This is a genomic window from Altererythrobacter sp. H2 (assembly GCF_035319885.1).
Classification (GTDB): Bacteria; Pseudomonadota; Alphaproteobacteria; order Sphingomonadales; family Sphingomonadaceae; genus 34-65-8.
Genome location: NZ_CP141285.1, coordinates 813,715 through 829,359, shown reverse-complemented (window position 1 = coordinate 829,359; position 15,645 = coordinate 813,715). Strand labels below are relative to the sequence as shown.

Genomic DNA, 15,645 nt, shown 5'->3' with positions numbered 1-15,645 from the left:
GCCGGCGCGCACGCCCTCCTCTCCCAGTGCGCGCCGGCCATGTCCCTATTCCTGAGGCCGGAGACCGTCATGTCAGTTGTCGCATCGATCCTGCGCTACGCCAGGCTTCTGCTGGTCGTCTCGTGGTTGTGGCTCGCCCTGGCTGCTGTACCGGCAGCGGCGCAGCCGGCGCGCCATCTCGACGCCTCGATCCATGCCCAGAGCGAGGAGCCCACGCCCGGAACGACCACCCGCCTCGCCGTTCGGATGGTACCCGAAGCCGGATGGCACGGATATTGGACCAATCCGGGTGACAGCGGTTTGTCGGTCGAGGCCAACTGGACACTGCCAACAGGGGTGAGGATCGGTCAGCTCGAACATCCCGCACCGACGCTGCTGCGGCTCGCCGGGCTCGCCAGCTACGTTCACAAGGGTGCATTCACCCTGCTCGCCGACCTCACGATCGACAAGTCGGTGGCGCCCGGCACGGTCTTGCCGATACGCGCCCAGCTTTCCTGGCTGGTGTGCTCGGACACCTTGTGCGTACCGGAGAGCGCGACGTTCGACCTTCGGCTGGTGACGGGCGGAGGAAAAGCGAAGGCGGACAGCCGCTCCATCATCCGCGCCGCCGAGGCTAGTCTGCCTCGGCGCGACGCCGCGGCCGCAAGCATGACGGGCGGGGGGGGCCGATGGACTTTCGCAATAGCGGGGGCCGGCAACCTCGATGCCGAGCGCACCCGTCTTTTTCCCGCAGACAGCGGCTGGTTCGACGCCGGAGCAGCCCAGAGCGTCACCCGCGACGCCGATGGCGCCCTCGCCGTGACGGTCGCCGCCTCGGGGGCGCCACCTACCGAGCGGTTTACCGGGGTGATATCCGACGGCACTCGTAGCTACGCCATTCGAACCGGCGATGCGCCAGCCACCGCGGGTCCCGCGCCCGCGCCTTCCGAAAGCGCTGCGAACAGCAATAGCCTCCCATTCGCAAACGGAGCACCCGTATCGCTCCCTGCGGCCTCGTCCGCGCCGGACATGCCAGGGTCATCCACCACCGCGCCGACGACGTTGCGGATCGCGCTCATGGGCGCGATCCTGGGCGGTTTGCTTCTCAATCTCATGCCATGCGTGTTTCCGATCCTCTCGCTCAAGGCTCTCAGCCTGGCGAAGTCCGGTGCCGATCCCCGCAGCGCCCGCATCGAGGGCACATCCTACTTCGCGGGCAGCGTGATCACGACGACCGCACTCGGCGGCATCCTTATTGCCGCCCGGGCGCTGGGTCACGATATCGGCTGGTCGTTCCAGCTCCAGGATCCGCGCATCATCCTCCTGTTGATGCTGCTATCTCTCGCGATCGCACTCAACCTGGCGGGCCTGTTCGAATTGCGTGGCCCGTCCCTTGCCGGCGGCTGGATGGATCGGCGTGGGGGCGTCGGAGCATTCGGTACGGGAGCGCTGGCCGCGCTGATCGCGACGCCCTGCAGCGGGCCGTTCCTGGGCGTGGCGCTCGGCGCGGCACTCGTGCTCCCGCCACTGGCCGCGCTGACAGTCTTCGCAGGCCTGGGTCTGGGCATGGCGCTGCCCTTCCTGCTCATCGCCTGGGTACCGCGCCTTCAGCGCTGGCTGCCGAAGCCCGGCACATGGATGGTGACCTTCCGCCGGATTCTGGCCGTGCCGATGTTGGCGACGGCGCTCGGTCTTGCCTGGGTGCTTGGCCGGCAGAGCGGGGTGGATGGATTGACGATCGGCCTGGCGATCGCTGCACTGGCCGGACTGGGATTGTGGTGGGCGGGCCTGCGCCAGATGCGCGGGGTCAGCGTATCCCATGCGTTCGTGCCGCTGGCGCTCGCGGTCATCCTCACCGCGTCGGTCGATTTCCCGCAGGCCTCGGCCGCATCGGTGGCGACCGCCAAAGGCCGCCAGCCGTTCAGCGAGGCGAGGCTCGCACAGTTGCGCGCGGCCGGTACGCCCGTGTTCGTCGATTTCACCGCCGACTGGTGCCTGATCTGCCAGGTCAACGACCGGATCGCGATCGATCGACCGCAGACCAGGGCAGCCTTCGAGAAGGCCGGTGTGGTGGTGATGGAAGGCGACTGGACGCGCGGGGACCCCGCAATCACGCGTTTCCTTGCCAAGCAGGGCCGTAATTCGATTCCCTATTATCTGTTTGCGACAAAGTCGGGTGAACTGCGCGAGCTGCCGCAAGTGCTGTCGAGCGACATGCTGGTCGAACTGGCGGGGACTCCCGGATGATCGATCCCCAAGACACCGTGCCCCGCCGCACCGCAGGCCCCGAAGTTGCAACTGCTTCGTTGATCGAGAACGTCCGTAACGAGAGGAAGCCGATATGAAGTATCTGCTCGCCACAGCGGTTGTAGCCGCTTTGATCACAACCCCGGCTGCCGCGCAGGTGAAGGTCTATGGTCCGGGCGGCCCTGCGCCGGCGGTACGCGAGGCGGCCGCGCAGTTCGAGAAGGACACCGGTATCGATATCGAGGTCGTGAGCGGCCCCACCCCGCAATGGATCGAGAACGCGCGCAAGGACGCCGACGTGATCTTCAGCGGATCGGATACGATGATGACGGACTTCGTGCGCGCACTGCCAACCGCCCTGCGCCAAACCGATGTGCAGCCGCTCTACGATCGTCCTGCGGCCATCCTCGTCCGCAAGGGCAATCCGGCGAAGATCAAAGGATTCCGCGATCTTCTGCGTGGCGATCTCGACGTCATGGTCGTCGAGGGCGCGGGCCAGGACGGGTTGTGGGAAGATCTGGCCAGCCGCGCCGGCGGAATAGGTTTTCTCCGGAAGCTCCGCCCGAGGATTGGTGTCTTCGCGGCCAACAGCGCCGAGGCGCGGGAGAAATGGATTGCCGAGCCCGGGATCGACGCCTGGATAATCTGGGGGATCTGGCAGACCGCCAATCCGGCGATTGCCGACCAGGTGGCGATCGAGCGCGACATCGTGCTGTATCGCCCGATGGCGGTGGCGACGACCACCTCGAGCGATCAAAGAGCCGAGGCACAGGCCTTCACGGCTTTTCTCGCGAGCAAGACGGGGGCTGACATATTTCGCCGCCACGGGTGGCGCTCACCATCCGAAGCGCACGGACATGAGAGGGCGCGGCGATGAGAGCTTTGGCCTGTATGTTGGCGGCAACCGGTGCCCTGTTCGCATCGCCAATCGAGGCCGAGACACCGCCAGCCTTACCGGTTCCGCATTACGGCGCGGTCGTCTCGCTTCCCGACGCGGCGAACCAGCCGGACCCCGCGATCGACTATCGCGTCGTGTTCGACATAAGCGCAGCAGCCACGGACTCAAGCGCCCCGCATCCCTCGCTCGGGAAGGTCGCCCGTTTTCTCAACCTGCTCGCGACCAAAAGCGTCCGACCCCCTGGCGGCAACATCGTGGCGGTCATTCATGGCCCGGCCACATCCGCCATCGTGGCCCACACCGCGTATCGCAGCCGGTTCGCAATGGATAACCCGAACCTGGCCTTGATTGCCGAACTCGAAGCTGCAGGCGCGCAGATTCACGTCTGCGGCCAGGCACTGCATGCCCAGAAGATCGCGGCATCCGACGTGGCTCCGACGGTGACGATCGATTTGGCAGCGCTGACGACGGTTGCGACATTGCAGTTGCGAGGCTTTGCCCTGATTGCCGATTAATGGATCGAGGCGGCGACAAACCCTTGCATAATCGTGCGAACGTCGAACGAGCTGGGGAATGGTTATGGGCCAATACCGGTCGAGCGATGTGGTAGGCGGACGAGGCCATGGTGTTGCTACCAAACAAGCGCCGACGCCGAGGAGCTAAGGCTGGGGTAAGATTTGGCTGCGACCTCGGCTGAGTGTTTGCGCCAAACATCAGTTTTCTGCCCGAAGCAGCCCTTTCCCACGCGGCACCTGGCGCCGCGGATTGCCCAGCACATGCAGCTGCACAGCCTCCTTCCAGCGCTGTTCGTCCGCGCCGGCCTGTTCCTCGTGGGTGGAGCCCGTGACCATTAGACATCGGCGCTTGCCGGTTATCTTCCCACCCAAGCTGGAAGTAGTGCCTTGATCCCTGACGACAGCTCGTTCCTCCAGAGCATTTCGACTGAGCGCGCGGCTCGTCTGGACGCCAAAAGGCCTGCGGCCCGTTCCTCGACCCACAACGTTTGTCGAAGCGACGTCGCGCCGCTGGCCGCAGAGGGTGTTTGGGTTGGTTTTGCACCACTCGGGCGCGGGAGAACTGCCTGTGGCTGAGGCCGGACTGTCCCGGCGGCACCTCGCGCAGCTCGCACTGGTGGCACTGGGGGGATGGGGCGCAAGCGCGATTCTGCGCGGACTGACACCATTGGGCGTCGATGTCGCGGCCAATCCGACCGCGCAAGCGGCGCTTCAGGACCCCGATGCCCCTCGCGCTGGGCCGCCTGATGCCACTCTCGCTGTCGTCGTGTTCGGCGACTATCAATGCCCTGCGTGCCGTTTTGCAAGCCCCGCTCTTCACGAGGCCGTCGGGGAGGATGGTGAGGTAATGTTGATCTACAAGGAATGGCCGATCTTTGGCGCGCTCTCCGAACGCTCCGCGCGCGTCGCGCTGGCGAGCGACTGGCAGGGAATTTATTCCGACTTCCATCAGGCGCTGATGGCAGAGCCACGACGTCTCGAGGATACGGTGCTGCGGGAAGTAGCAGAAGCGGTTGGCGGCAATTGGGCGCAGATTGAAACCGACCTCGCCTCGCAGCGACAAGCCATCGACCGCGCGATCGCACACACCCGTATCGAGGCGTTCACGCTGGGTTTGGCGGGAACGCCAGCCTACCTGATCGGCCACCGTCTGGTGAATGGCGCCCTCAGCCTTGACGAGTTCAAGTCAGCGTTCCGCTCGGCACGCGCTGTCTGACTCCGTGTTCGTTGAAAGTTTTCGACATCATTGAAAGAGATCATTCGATGCGGCGCAGCCTGACCCTTCTTCAGCTCAACGACCTTCACGGTTACATCGAACCGCATCGCGAACTGGTGCGCGAAGGGGGTGAGTGGACATTCATCGAACTCGGTGGCCTCGCCCGCATCGCGACGCTCTTCGATCGGGTAAGGCAGGTCACCGGGGGCGCGGTGATCGCGCTCGACAACGGCGACACGTTCCACGGTACCCATGTCGCGGTCGCTTCGCGCGGCCATGCCCTGGTTCCGATGATGAACGCATTGAAGATCGATGCGATGACCGTCCACTGGGAGTTCGCTTACACACCCACAGGGGTGTGCGATCTTGCAGCCAAGCTCGATTACCCCATGCTCGCGATCAACTGCTACCGGAAAGACAACGGCTCTCTGCTGCTCGCACCGTGGCGCATTGTGGAACGCGGCGGTCTGCGTGTCGGGATCGTCGGGATTGCGTGCCCGATCGTCGACAAGACTATGCCGCGAGCCTTTAGCGAGGGCGTCCGTTTCACGATCGGCAACGAGGAGTTGCCCGGCACTATCCGGCACCTGCGCGACTCGGAGGGCGTGGATCTTGTGGTCGTGCTATCACACCTCGGGTTTCCGCAGGACGTCAAACTGGCCCGTGAAACCGACGGAATTGACGTCATCGTCAGCGGCCATACGCACAACCGCATGCATGAGGCGATTGTCGAAAACGGCGCGATCATCTTCCAGTCCGGCTGCCACGGCTCGTTCGTCGGCCGGCTCGATCTAGAGGTCGAAGCAGGCCGCGTCGCCTCGCATCGCCACGAACTTATCCCAATCGATGACAGCCTTGCCGACGATGCCAAAGTCGCAGCGATGGTGGAAGATGCGCTCGCTCCGGAGCGGGTCCAAATGTCGGAAGTGGTGGGACATATCGACAAGCCCCTGCATCGCTACGCGATGGCGCAGTCCTCTATGGACGACATTCTCCTGCGGGCAATCGCCGGGGTCGGCGGAACCGACCTCGCATTCTCGAATGGCTGGCGATACGGAGCGCCGATTGCGCCCGGACCCGTCACGCTCAATGACCTGTGGAACATCATCCCGACCAATCCCGAAGTTATGACGGTCCAGCTGACCGGTGCGGAGATTCGCACGATGATCGAAGAGAATCTCGAGCGCACCTTCTCGGCTGATCCGTTTGGACAAATGGGAGGATACGTGAAGAGAATGCTGGGCCTGAAGCTCTTTCTGAAAGCGGAAAATCCCAGTGGGCGGCGTATTGACCGATTGTTTGCAGGATCAGCCGAGGTGCAAACGGATCAAGTGTACACGGTCGCCTTCGTCACCGAGCAGGGGGTACCCGGGAAATTCGGAACCGGGCGGGCCAAAACCGGTGTCTCGGCAATCGACGCGTTAAGGCGGTTGTTCGCCATGATCTCGATCACCAAGCACGAGCCGGTTCAGACTGTTTTCCTCGCCTGAGCTTGCGCGCCTGCACCCCCACCCCCTCAATTCGCATCACCGTGCGCGCGATGATGGTGCCCGATACATGCTGGGAAAGCGTGGCTTAGCCGGGCCCTCGATCGCGCCTGCCCATCTGACCGGCTATCCATTCTACAATCTCGTGTTCCGGCCAGGCGACAGTGAACCCACCCAGTTGCACAGGTTTGGGAAACTTCCCCTCGGCCATCCATCGGTAGATCGTAGAACGGCCCAGTCCGACGCGATCTTGCACCTCGGGGAGGCGGATGAGCCTTGTGAGCCGCCGGCGCTCGGTCGCATCGACGGGGGCCTCGTTAGCCATGAAGACCTCCTTGGCCACTAGCAAAGACATCGCCGAGCAGAGCATCCTTGCGTTCGAGTTCCTCGATGTGGCTGGAGAGAAGCCGTGCGACGCGGTGCTCGGCACCATCACGTCGACCGCCAGCGCGAGTTCGGTCTCTAGCCCCTGCCGGACGCTGCGCGCCCGCGCCACCATTCCGTCGACCTCATCGATGACCGCCCGCGCGTCCGCCAGCAGCGCGCGTCCGGGATCGGTCAGTTTGGGACGCCGTGAGCCTTCACGATCGAACACCTTCACTCCAAGCTGAAGCTCCAGTGCTGCGATGCCGTAGCTGACAACCGATAGCGCGCGGCCCAGCTTCTTGGCGGCCTGATTGAAGCTGCCGTGCTCAGCTACCGCGAGGAAAATCCTGAGCTGGTCGACGGTCGGGCTTCCAACGTCCATTGTTCGATTTTCCTGATCATTTCGAACCACTTTATCCCGCTTATCCTGAATGGCCGCAAGGCCCATATCGGCTTCGACAAGACATTCAGGAGAATGACGATGATAGAAGTTCGACCGTTTGCGGGTCTCGGCGCGGCCGATCATGGCTGGCTCGACGCCCGCCACCACTTCGCGTTCGCCGACTACCGCGATCCTGCGCGGACCAACTGGGGCCAGCTGCGGGTGTGGAACGACGACACCATCGCGCCCCGGTCCGGCTTTCCGCCGCACCCCCACCGCGACATGGAAATCATCACCTACGTCCGGAAGGGCGCGATCACCCACCAGGACAGCCTGGGCAACACCGGCCGGACTGAAGCCGGCGACGTGCAGGTGATGTCGGCCGGAAGCGGCGTGACGCATTCGGAATACAACCACGAGGATGAGGCCACGCAGATCTTCCAGATATGGATCATCCCCGATGAACGCGGAGGCCAGCCCAGCTGGGGCGCACGGCCCTTTCCGAAGGATGATCGGGACGGCCAGTTCGTGACCCTCGCATCCGGCATCGAGGAAGACAGCGACAGCTTGCCGATCAGGGCGCAGGCCCGCGTGCTCGGCGCCACTATCAAGGCGGGCGAAACCGTGACGTACGAGGCAGCGCCCGACCGGCATCTGTATCTGGTGCCGGCGACGGGCAAGGTTCGCATCGACGAGGTGGAGGTCAACGCGCGTGACGGCGCCGCGATCACCGGGCTCGCACGGATCGAGGTAACAGCGCTGGAAGACAGTGAACTGGTTCTGGTCGACGCACGCTGACGTTTTGGCGTGATGATCGGCCCGCCGGTGAGTGGCGCCCACCCCCCGCTGCCGCTCACCGGCACCCATTTCAAATCAGGAGAATTCCAAATGACCCAGACCCGTAAAGTAGCCGTGATCGTCGGCAGCCTCCGTAAGGATTCGCTCAACCGCAAGGCAGCGCACGCGCTGGCCGGGCTTGCGCCGGACGGCGTCGAACTCGAAATCGTCGAGATCGGCGACCTGCCGCTCTACGACGAAGATGTCGAGGCAGGCGGCGCCCCGGCCCCGTGGGAGCGCTTCCGATCCCAGGTCAAGGCAAGCGATGCCGTGCTGTTCGTCACGCCGGAATACAACCGCTCGGTCCCCGGCGCGCTCAAGAACGCCATCGACGTCGGATCGCGACCCTACGGCGCCAGCGTGTTTGCCGGAAAGCCGGCGGCGGTGATGAGCCTGTCGCAAGGAGCAGTAGGCGGCTTTGGCGCCAACCATCACTTGCGCCAGTCGCTGGTGTTCCTCGACATGCCGGTCCTACAGCAGCCGGAGGCGTATATCGGCGGCGCCGGCGCGATGTTCGACGACCGAGGCGATCTCGCCGCGAAGGACACCGAGGCCTTCTTCCAGACCTTCATCGACGCGTTCGCCGCATGGATCGATCGCAATGTCAGCCGTGAGGAGACGTCACATGGATAAGAGCGACAAGTGGGACCTGGCCTGGTTTTCGGCCGCCTTGGTTAGTCTGCCGGTGTTGATGGCGGTGGTCACCCTGGGAGTCGGCCAGTGAACAGGATGCCCGCCCTGTTCATCGGCCATGGCAGCCCCATGAACACGCTTGAGCTCAACGGATACACGCAGGCCTGGCGCGCGCTGGGCGAGCGATTGCCGCGCCCGCGCGCCATCCTGGTCGTATCGGCTCATTGGTACATCGGGGCGACCGCGGTGACCGCCATGGCCCGGCCACGCACGATCCACGACTTCTTCGGCTTTCCCCAGCCGCTGTTCGACTTCCAGTACCCCGCGAGTGGAGCCCCCGATGTCGCGCAGGAAGTCGTGGAGGCGGTCAGGCCGGAGTGGGTGGGGCTGGACCAGGAAGAGTGGGGCCTCGATCACGGAACCTGGAGTGTTCTGGCGCACCTCTATCCCAAGGCGGACGTCCCGGTTCTACAGCTGTCGATCAACGCCTCGCAGCCGTTCTCCTATCACCTCGAGCTTGGCGCACGGCTGAATTCTCTGCGCGATAAGGGTGTGCTCATCCTGTCGAGCGGCAACGTCGTCCATAACCTTAGGCTGGTGCAATGGAATCAGCCCACCGCAGGAGCCGATTGGGCACAGCGGTTCGACGAGGCCGTACGCGCCCAAATGGCCGACGATCCTTCAGGCATTCTGAAGCTCGGCGAGCATCCTGACTTTGCAAAGGCCGTGCCGACACCCGATCACTACCTTCCGCTGCTCTACACGGCGGGCCTGGCGGCCGCGGAAGGGCGTTCCCAGTCATTCATCGAGGGATATTCACTGGGGTCGCTGTCGATGACGAGCTACAACGTCGGCCCAGATCTCGACCTGCCAGCCTTCGCTGACGGTGCGGCTGAGCTTCCCGCGGATGTACCGCCCGATCAGACCAATATGTGATTACCCAGCTTTCATCGCGCGCCAACCATCGAGGTATTTTCAGCCATTTGCTTGTTATGAAAGGTCCAAAGAAACGCGGCTCCAGCAACATCTCCATCCCTGTTCAACCACCACTGGCGGATCCGCTTGACCCTGACATGATGTCAGACACCATAAGGTCGCGCATACCGATTCGTTCTGAAGGAGCCGGACATGCACGAGAACCATCATCACCACGACTGCACGCATGGTTCGCGCGCGGCCCCGCAGGGCGGACACGAGCACGGCATGACGACTGACCCCGTCTGCGGCATGAAGGTGGATAGCCGAACCAGCCCTCACCGGTTCGAGCTCGACGGAAAACCCTACTGGTTCTGCAGTGCGAGTTGTCTGGCAAAGTTCAGCGCCAATCCGGAGGGCTACCTTTCCGGCGCGGCTTCGGGAGCTACGAAGGCCAATCTGTCGGACGTGCCCGCCGGCACGATCTGGACCTGCCCCATGCATCTCCAAATCCGCCAGGACGGTCCCGGCACCTGCCCCATCTGCGGCATGGCGTTGGAGCCCCTCGAGCCGACGCTGGAGGAAGGCCCGAACCCCGAACTCATAGACATGACGCGGCGCTTCTGGGTGAGCGCCGCGTTCAGCGTCCCGCTTGTCGTTCTGGTCGTCCTGATGGAGCTAGTCGGCTGGGAAGTAATGCCCATACGTATGTCCCAATGGGTGCAGCTGGTGCTCGCGGCGCCGGTCGTCCTGTGGGGCGGCTGGCCGTTCTTCGAGCGGTTCTGGCAGTCGCTGCGAACCCGCAACCTCAATATGTTCACGCTGATCGGGCTCGGCGTCGGGGTCGCGTTCGGCTACAGCGTGGTCGCGACCGTCGCGCCACAGATTTTTCCTCCAGCGCTCCGGACGATGGGCGGCATGGTGCCGGTCTATTTCGAGGCCGCGGCCGTCATCACCACGCTCGTGCTGCTCGGTCAGGTTCTCGAGCTGCGCGCGCGCTCCGCCACCGGAAAGGCGATCCGCGCCTTGCTCGGCCTGGCTCCCAAGACAGCCCGAAAGGTCAACTCCGACGGTAACGACGAGGACGTCGAGCTGGACCTCGTCCAGGTCGGCGATCTTCTGCGCATCCGACCCGGCGAGAAGGTGCCGGTCGACGGCATCGTGGTCGAGGGCAGGAGCTCGATCGATGAGTCGATGATCAGCGGCGAGCCCGTTCCGGTCGAGAAGGGGGAAGGCGACCGGGTCACCGGCGCCACGGTGAATGGTACCGGCGGTCTGGTCATGCGCGCCGATCGCGTTGGACGCGATACCATGCTCTCGCAGATCGTCCGCATGGTGGCCGACGCGCAGCGTTCGCGTGCACCGATCCAAGCGCTTGCGGACAGGGTCTCCGGCTGGTTCGTCCCGGGTGTGGTCCTGATCGCCATCGCTACCTTCATCGTCTGGAATTTCGTCGGACCCGAGCCGCGCGCCGCGCACGCCCTGGTCAATGCGGTGGCGGTCCTCATCATCGCGTGTCCCTGTGCGCTGGGTCTGGCGACGCCGATGTCGATCATGGTGGGAACCGGCCGGGGGGCGACATCCGGAGTACTGGTCAAGAACGCCGAAGCGCTCGAACTTACCGAAAGGATCGATACGCTGGTCGTCGACAAGACCGGCACCCTGACGGTCGGCAAGCCGAAGCTGGTCAAAATCCAGCCGGCGGATGGCTTCGACGAGAACGAGGTCCTCCGCCTCGCCGCGGCGCTGGAGCGCGGCAGCGAGCATCCACTGGCTGCGGCGATCGTCGAAGGCGCGAACGATCGGGGGATCGTGCTGCCGGAGAGTTCCGATTTCGCCTCGGTCACTGGCAAGGGCGTAACCGGGGAGGTGGATGGACGCCGTGTCGCGTTGGGCAACGCAGCCCTCCTTGAAACGATCGGAGCAAACACCGGCCCGCTCGAAAGTCAGGCAGACCAGCATCGGTCCGAGGGCGAAGGCGTCATGTTCGTCGCTATCGACGGGAGGCTGGCCGGCATCGTGGTGGTGGCAGATCCGATCAAGGACAGCGCTGCCGAGGCCGTCGCGGAGCTCCGCCAGAGCGGCATCCACGTCGTCATGATGACCGGCGACAATCGCCGGACGGCCGAAGCGGTCGCCCGCCGGGTCGGGATCGACGAGGTGATGGCCGATGTCCTTCCGCAGCAGAAGCAGGCGAAGGTGGAGGAGCTTCGTCGCGCAGGGCGGCGTGTGGCGATGGCGGGGGATGGTATCAACGACGCTCCTGCTCTCGCAGCCGCCGATGTCGGCATTGCGATGGGCACGGGCACCGACGTGGCGATGGAAAGCGCGGCGATCACCCTGGTGCAGGGCGATCTGCGGGGCATCGTCCGCGCGCGCAAGCTCAGCCGCGCGACCATGGCGAATATCCGGCAGAACCTGTTCTTCTCGTTCGTGTTCAACGCCGCCGGCGTGCCCATCGCGGCCGGGGTTCTGTACCCGTGGTTCGGCCTCCTGCTGAGTCCGATCATCGCAGGTGCGGCGATGGCGTTCAGTTCGGTGGCGGTCATCGGCAATTCGCTGCGGTTGCGGAGCATCCACTTGTGAAGATCGGCGAAGCCTCGAACGCGTCAGGCGTGAGCCAGCGGATGATCCGGCATTACGAGAAGGTGGGTTTGATCACTGCTGCCCCAAGGAGAGATTCGGGATACCGGGACTATGATCGGACAGACGTTCACACGCTCGCTTTCATCGGACGGGCTCGCGATCTCGGCTTCGGTATCGAGGAAATACGGCAGCTGCTGGGACTCTGGCAGGATCGCAGCCGCGCCAGTGCGGAAGTCAAGGCACTTGCTCTCGCCCGTGCGGCCGAATTGAAGTCCAAGTCTCGGCAGCTGGATTCGATGCGCCGATCGCTCGAGCGCCTGGCCGCCGAGTGTCACGGCGACCAAATGCCCGACTGCCCCATCCTCGATGACCTTGAGTCCGTGGGATGATGCGGGCGCATAAGGGCAAACGCGGAAACGACGCGCGTACCTTTGGCTCCACAAGAAAATTGACCCTGTTAACCCCCGGGCCTAGGACATTTCGGTAATGCTCCGTCGTCTTCATCTCATACTGGCAGCGCTGGCCATGCTGATCGCACCGCTGGCGATGCAGTCGGGCATGGCTATGGCGGCGACGCCGATGGATCATCGCGAGATGGCTCAAACAGGGCATTGCGGCGACGAGGAACCCGGCAGGGACGACGAGCCCGGTGCGATGACGCAGTGCTGTGTCGCGATGTGTTCCGCCCTGGCTCCGCTCGGCGCGCCCGCGTTCGAACTGGTCGCCTATCATGCACCCATCCTCGCCGGGTTCCGGACGAGCGGGCATCGGGCGTTCCTGGCAAAGCTGCCCACGCCCCCTCCCAGACTTGCGTGAAATCGTCCTTTTTTCGATTTCACGGAGTACAGGAACATGAACAAGTTGATCACTGCGGTCGCGCTCGCGATCGCTCTTCCCGGCGTCGCGCACGCCCAGGCTGCTCCTGCGGAAAAGCCGAAGATGGAATGCTGCGAGAAGATGAAGGACAAGTGCGCGTGCTGCGACAAGATGGCGGCCAAGCCCGCCAGCGGCACCGACGCGTCTTCGTCGGACCCGCATGCAGGCCATGACATGACGCCCGCGGCCCCGGCCGACGGGCACGCGCACCACTAGGCACGACTGACTGCCGGCGGGGGCCTGCTCCCGCCGACAGACGATCGTCTTAACGCCAGTGAGCCAAGGAATTCTCGATGAATGAACTCGTCCTCGGACGGCGTGCGCTGCTGCGCGCCGCCGCTATATCCGGCGCAGGCTTCGGCTTGGCGCAGGCTCTGCCCGCCTGGGCCCAGCCGCTCTCGAAAGGCCTCGTGCGCCCGCTGCCCACCGTCAGCGGCAACGAGATCGCCCTGACCATTGGTCAGGTCAGCGTCGAGGTCGACGGCAAGGTCAGCCGCGCGATCGGAATCAACGGAACCGTGCCCGGTCCGCTGATCCGCCTCAAGGAAGGCCAGCGGGTACGCCTGCGCGTCCAGAACACGCTCGATGAGGACAGCTCGATCCACTGGCACGGCCTTCTCGTGCCGTTCGAGATGGATGGCGTCCCGGGCGTCAGCTTCCCCGGCATCATGCCGCGCTCGACCTTCGACTACGAGTTCGATCTCAGCCATGCCGGAACCTACTGGTATCACAGCCACAGCGCCTACCAGGAGGAGGATGGCGTCTACGGTCCGATCGTGATCGATCCGGCCGGGCCCGATCCGGTCGCCTACGACCGCGAGCATGTGCTGGTGCTGTCCGACCACAGCCCGCTCGCCGGTGCGACCATCTACCGTAAGCTCAAGCAGATGGGTGGGCCCTATTTCAACCGCCAGCGCATGACCCTGTCCGGCTTGCTCGCGGGGCGTGACTTGACGGCGAAGGAGCGCTGGGAGTGGGCGCAGATGCGGATGGATGCTGCCGACATCGCAGACGTTACCGGATCGACCTACGCCTTCACCATCAACGGCTTCGGCCCGTTCGACAACTGGACCGGCCTGTTCACGCCGGGCGAACGCGTACGGCTGCGCATCATCAATGCCTCGGCGCAGACGACCTTCAACATCCGCATCCCCGGGCTGCCGATGACGGTGGTGCAGGCGGATGGCCTCAACGTGCGTCCGGTGGCCGTCGACGAGTTTCAGATCGGCACCGCCGAAACCTACGACGTCGTCGTTACACCCGGGGACCGCGCCTACAGTTTTGTCAGCGAGGCGAGCGACCGGTCGGGCTTGGGCCGCGCGACCCTTGCGCCGCGCGAGGGCATGAGCGCGCCGGTTCCGCCGCTGCGCCCGCGCCCGCTCCTGACCATGAAGGACATGGGCATGGGCGACATGGACCATTCCGGGATGAATCATGGCGCGATGGGCAGTGGATCATCGAACCCGGCGAAGGTACGCGGGGTCGATCCGACTGCCCAACAGAACGCCTCCGGCGAGTTGTGGAAGCTGACCGGCTGGAAAGAGACAGGCGCCGTAGTTGCAACGGCAGCGGCGGCTGGCATGGCGGGTATGGATCACGCGGCGATGGGGCATGGCTCCGTTGCGGCATCTCCAGCGGCAGCACCCATGGACCACGCCGCGATGGGACACACGGCCCCGGCGGCCGCCGGCCAGGCAGCGGCGCCAATGGACCACGGCTCGATGGGCATGCGCGACTTCGCAAACGCGCCGGAGGTCGACAAGAACCCGGGCGTGCAGACGATCTCGCCGATGCCGGTCGACCGCATGGGCGATCCAGGAACGGGTCTGGAAGACGTCGGCCACCGCGTGCTGAATTACCGCGATCTCATGGCGCTCGAGCGCAATCCCGACGTGCGCGCGCCATCCCGTCAGCTCGACATCCACCTGACCGGCAACATGGAACGCTACATGTGGTCGTTCGACGGGGTGAAGATGAGCGAACCGGCCGAGCCGATCCCCTTCCGCCACAACGAGCGCGTGCGCGTGCGGCTCGTCAACGACACGATGATGCAGCACCCGATCCATCTGCACGGCCACTTCTTTGAGCTGGTGACCGGGCATGGCGCCTGGTCGCCGCGCAAGCACACGGTGAACGTGCAGCCGGGCGGGACGGCGACCTTCGACGTCACCCTCGATGCGCAGGGCGACTGGGCGTTCCACTGTCACAACCTCTACCATATGACCGCCGGGATGATGCGTGTCGTCACCGTGCGTCCCGACAAGGGAGACGCGTAAGATGATCTGGCTTCACAGACTTCCCCTGCTTGCCGTGGCGGCTTTCGCCAGCGTGCCAGCAGTCGCGCAAGAACAGGCTTCGCCGGACCAGACATCGGTCCCTCCCGCAGCGGCGAGTTGCACTCCCGAGCATGCTGCCATGGGGCATTGCACGCTGCCGGCAAATCGATCGGCGGTCGCTCAGCCGCAGCCCGCGCCCAAAGCGCCGCCGACCTGCCTGCCCGGGCACGCCGCGATGGGACATTGCACGCTACCGGAAAACCAACCGGCTGCCGCTCAGCCACTTCCGGTACCTCAGGCGCGGAGCACTTGCCTGCCCGAACATGCTGCAATGGGCCATTGCACGCGTCCCGCTGCCTCTCCCACAGCGACGCCACAGACCGCGTTCCCGGCCCAAAACACTTGCTCGCCGGAGCATGCGGCGATGGGGCA

Annotated in this window: 14 protein-coding genes; 13 read left to right on the top strand and 1 reads right to left on the bottom strand. The window is 64.7% G+C overall.

The window, feature by feature from the left end; genetic code table 11:
- Nucleotides 1-69 precede the first annotated feature (69 nt).
- The 5 genes from U4960_RS04060 to U4960_RS04040 all read left to right on the top strand — a co-directional run bounded on the left by U4960_RS04060 (nt 70) and on the right by U4960_RS04040 (nt 6,345).
- The gene (locus U4960_RS04060) at nt 70-2,226 is read left to right on the top strand and encodes a protein-disulfide reductase DsbD family protein (RefSeq protein ID WP_324262308.1); all 2,157 of its coding nucleotides are present in this window, start codon (nt 70-72) and stop codon (nt 2,224-2,226) included.
- A 94-nt stretch (nt 2,227-2,320) separates the two neighbouring features.
- Nucleotides 2,321-3,103 (top strand): substrate-binding domain-containing protein, encoded by a 783-nt coding sequence (locus tag U4960_RS04055; protein ID WP_324262307.1) that lies wholly within the window; start codon nt 2,321-2,323, stop codon nt 3,101-3,103.
- Nucleotides 3,104-3,117: 14 nt separating this feature from the next.
- A complete protein-coding gene (locus U4960_RS04050) occupies nt 3,118-3,639 on the top strand; it encodes a DsrE family protein (RefSeq protein ID WP_324262306.1) in 522 nt (173 codons plus the stop codon).
- 568 nt (nt 3,640-4,207) lie between these two features.
- On the top strand, nt 4,208-4,855 hold the full coding sequence (locus tag U4960_RS04045; RefSeq protein WP_324262305.1) for a DsbA family protein: 648 nt from the start codon (nt 4,208-4,210) through the stop codon (nt 4,853-4,855).
- A gap of 11 nt (nt 4,856-4,866) precedes the next feature.
- Nucleotides 4,867-6,345: a bifunctional metallophosphatase/5'-nucleotidase gene (locus U4960_RS04040; protein ID WP_324262304.1), complete on the top strand. Its 1,479-nt coding sequence runs from the start codon at nt 4,867-4,869 to the stop codon at nt 6,343-6,345.
- Nucleotides 6,346-6,430: 85 nt separating this feature from the next.
- On the opposite strand, the gene U4960_RS04035 is transcribed toward U4960_RS04040, so the two are convergent.
- Nucleotides 6,431-7,234, bottom strand: a complete 804-nt coding sequence (locus tag U4960_RS04035; protein WP_324262303.1) for an AlpA family phage regulatory protein — start codon at nt 7,232-7,234, stop codon at nt 6,431-6,433.
- On the opposite strand from U4960_RS04035, the gene U4960_RS04030 reads away from it, so the two are divergent.
- From U4960_RS04030 to U4960_RS03995, 8 genes are all read left to right on the top strand, one after another.
- Entirely contained in the window at nt 7,190-7,888 is a 699-nt protein-coding gene (locus tag U4960_RS04030) for a pirin family protein (RefSeq protein ID WP_324262302.1), read from the top strand. The genes U4960_RS04035 and U4960_RS04030 overlap by 45 nt on opposite strands.
- A gap of 90 nt (nt 7,889-7,978) precedes the next feature.
- Nucleotides 7,979-8,560, top strand: a complete 582-nt coding sequence (locus U4960_RS04025; RefSeq protein WP_324262301.1) for an NADPH-dependent FMN reductase — start codon at nt 7,979-7,981, stop codon at nt 8,558-8,560.
- 96 nt (nt 8,561-8,656) lie between these two features.
- Nucleotides 8,657-9,496 carry a 4,5-DOPA dioxygenase extradiol gene (ygiD, locus tag U4960_RS04020; protein ID WP_324263171.1) on the top strand — a complete coding sequence of 280 codons (840 nt, stop codon included), beginning with the start codon at nt 8,657-8,659 and terminating at the stop codon, nt 9,494-9,496.
- 192 nt (nt 9,497-9,688) lie between these two features.
- Nucleotides 9,689-12,061, top strand: coding sequence for a heavy metal translocating P-type ATPase (locus U4960_RS04015; protein WP_416379098.1), 2,373 nt, complete (start codon nt 9,689-9,691; stop codon nt 12,059-12,061).
- Entirely contained in the window at nt 12,058-12,450 is a 393-nt protein-coding gene (gene cueR, locus U4960_RS04010) for a Cu(I)-responsive transcriptional regulator (RefSeq protein ID WP_324262300.1), read from the top strand. The genes U4960_RS04015 and cueR overlap by 4 nt, the downstream gene beginning before the upstream one ends.
- A gap of 97 nt (nt 12,451-12,547) precedes the next feature.
- Nucleotides 12,548-12,877: a hypothetical protein gene (locus U4960_RS04005; protein ID WP_324262299.1), complete on the top strand. Its 330-nt coding sequence runs from the start codon at nt 12,548-12,550 to the stop codon at nt 12,875-12,877.
- A gap of 36 nt (nt 12,878-12,913) precedes the next feature.
- Entirely contained in the window at nt 12,914-13,153 is a 240-nt protein-coding gene (locus U4960_RS04000) for a hypothetical protein (RefSeq protein ID WP_324262298.1), read from the top strand.
- Between the two features lie 77 nt (nt 13,154-13,230).
- Complete coding sequence (locus tag U4960_RS03995) at nt 13,231-15,213, top strand: copper resistance system multicopper oxidase (RefSeq protein WP_324262297.1); 1,983 nt, start codon at nt 13,231-13,233, stop codon at nt 15,211-15,213.
- Nucleotides 15,214-15,645: the final 432 nt, after the last annotated feature.

Coding starts and splice junctions, on each gene's coding strand:
- U4960_RS04005 (WP_324262299.1), top strand. CDS start 12,548: ATGCTCCGTCGTCTTCATCTCATACTGGCAGCGCTGGCCATGCTGATC.
- ygiD (WP_324263171.1), top strand. CDS start 8,657: ATGCCCGCCCTGTTCATCGGCCATGGCAGCCCCATGAACACGCTTGAG.
- U4960_RS04035 (WP_324262303.1), bottom strand. CDS start 7,234: ATGATCGGCCGCGCCGAGACCCGCAAACGGTCGAACTTCTATCATCGT.
- U4960_RS03995 (WP_324262297.1), top strand. CDS start 13,231: ATGAATGAACTCGTCCTCGGACGGCGTGCGCTGCTGCGCGCCGCCGCT.
- U4960_RS04025 (WP_324262301.1), top strand. CDS start 7,979: ATGACCCAGACCCGTAAAGTAGCCGTGATCGTCGGCAGCCTCCGTAAG.
- U4960_RS04000 (WP_324262298.1), top strand. CDS start 12,914: ATGAACAAGTTGATCACTGCGGTCGCGCTCGCGATCGCTCTTCCCGGC.
- U4960_RS04055 (WP_324262307.1), top strand. CDS start 2,321: ATGAAGTATCTGCTCGCCACAGCGGTTGTAGCCGCTTTGATCACAACC.
- U4960_RS04030 (WP_324262302.1), top strand. CDS start 7,190: ATGATAGAAGTTCGACCGTTTGCGGGTCTCGGCGCGGCCGATCATGGC.
- U4960_RS04015 (WP_416379098.1), top strand. CDS start 9,689: ATGCACGAGAACCATCATCACCACGACTGCACGCATGGTTCGCGCGCG.
- U4960_RS04050 (WP_324262306.1), top strand. CDS start 3,118: ATGTTGGCGGCAACCGGTGCCCTGTTCGCATCGCCAATCGAGGCCGAG.
- U4960_RS04060 (WP_324262308.1), top strand. CDS start 70: ATGTCAGTTGTCGCATCGATCCTGCGCTACGCCAGGCTTCTGCTGGTC.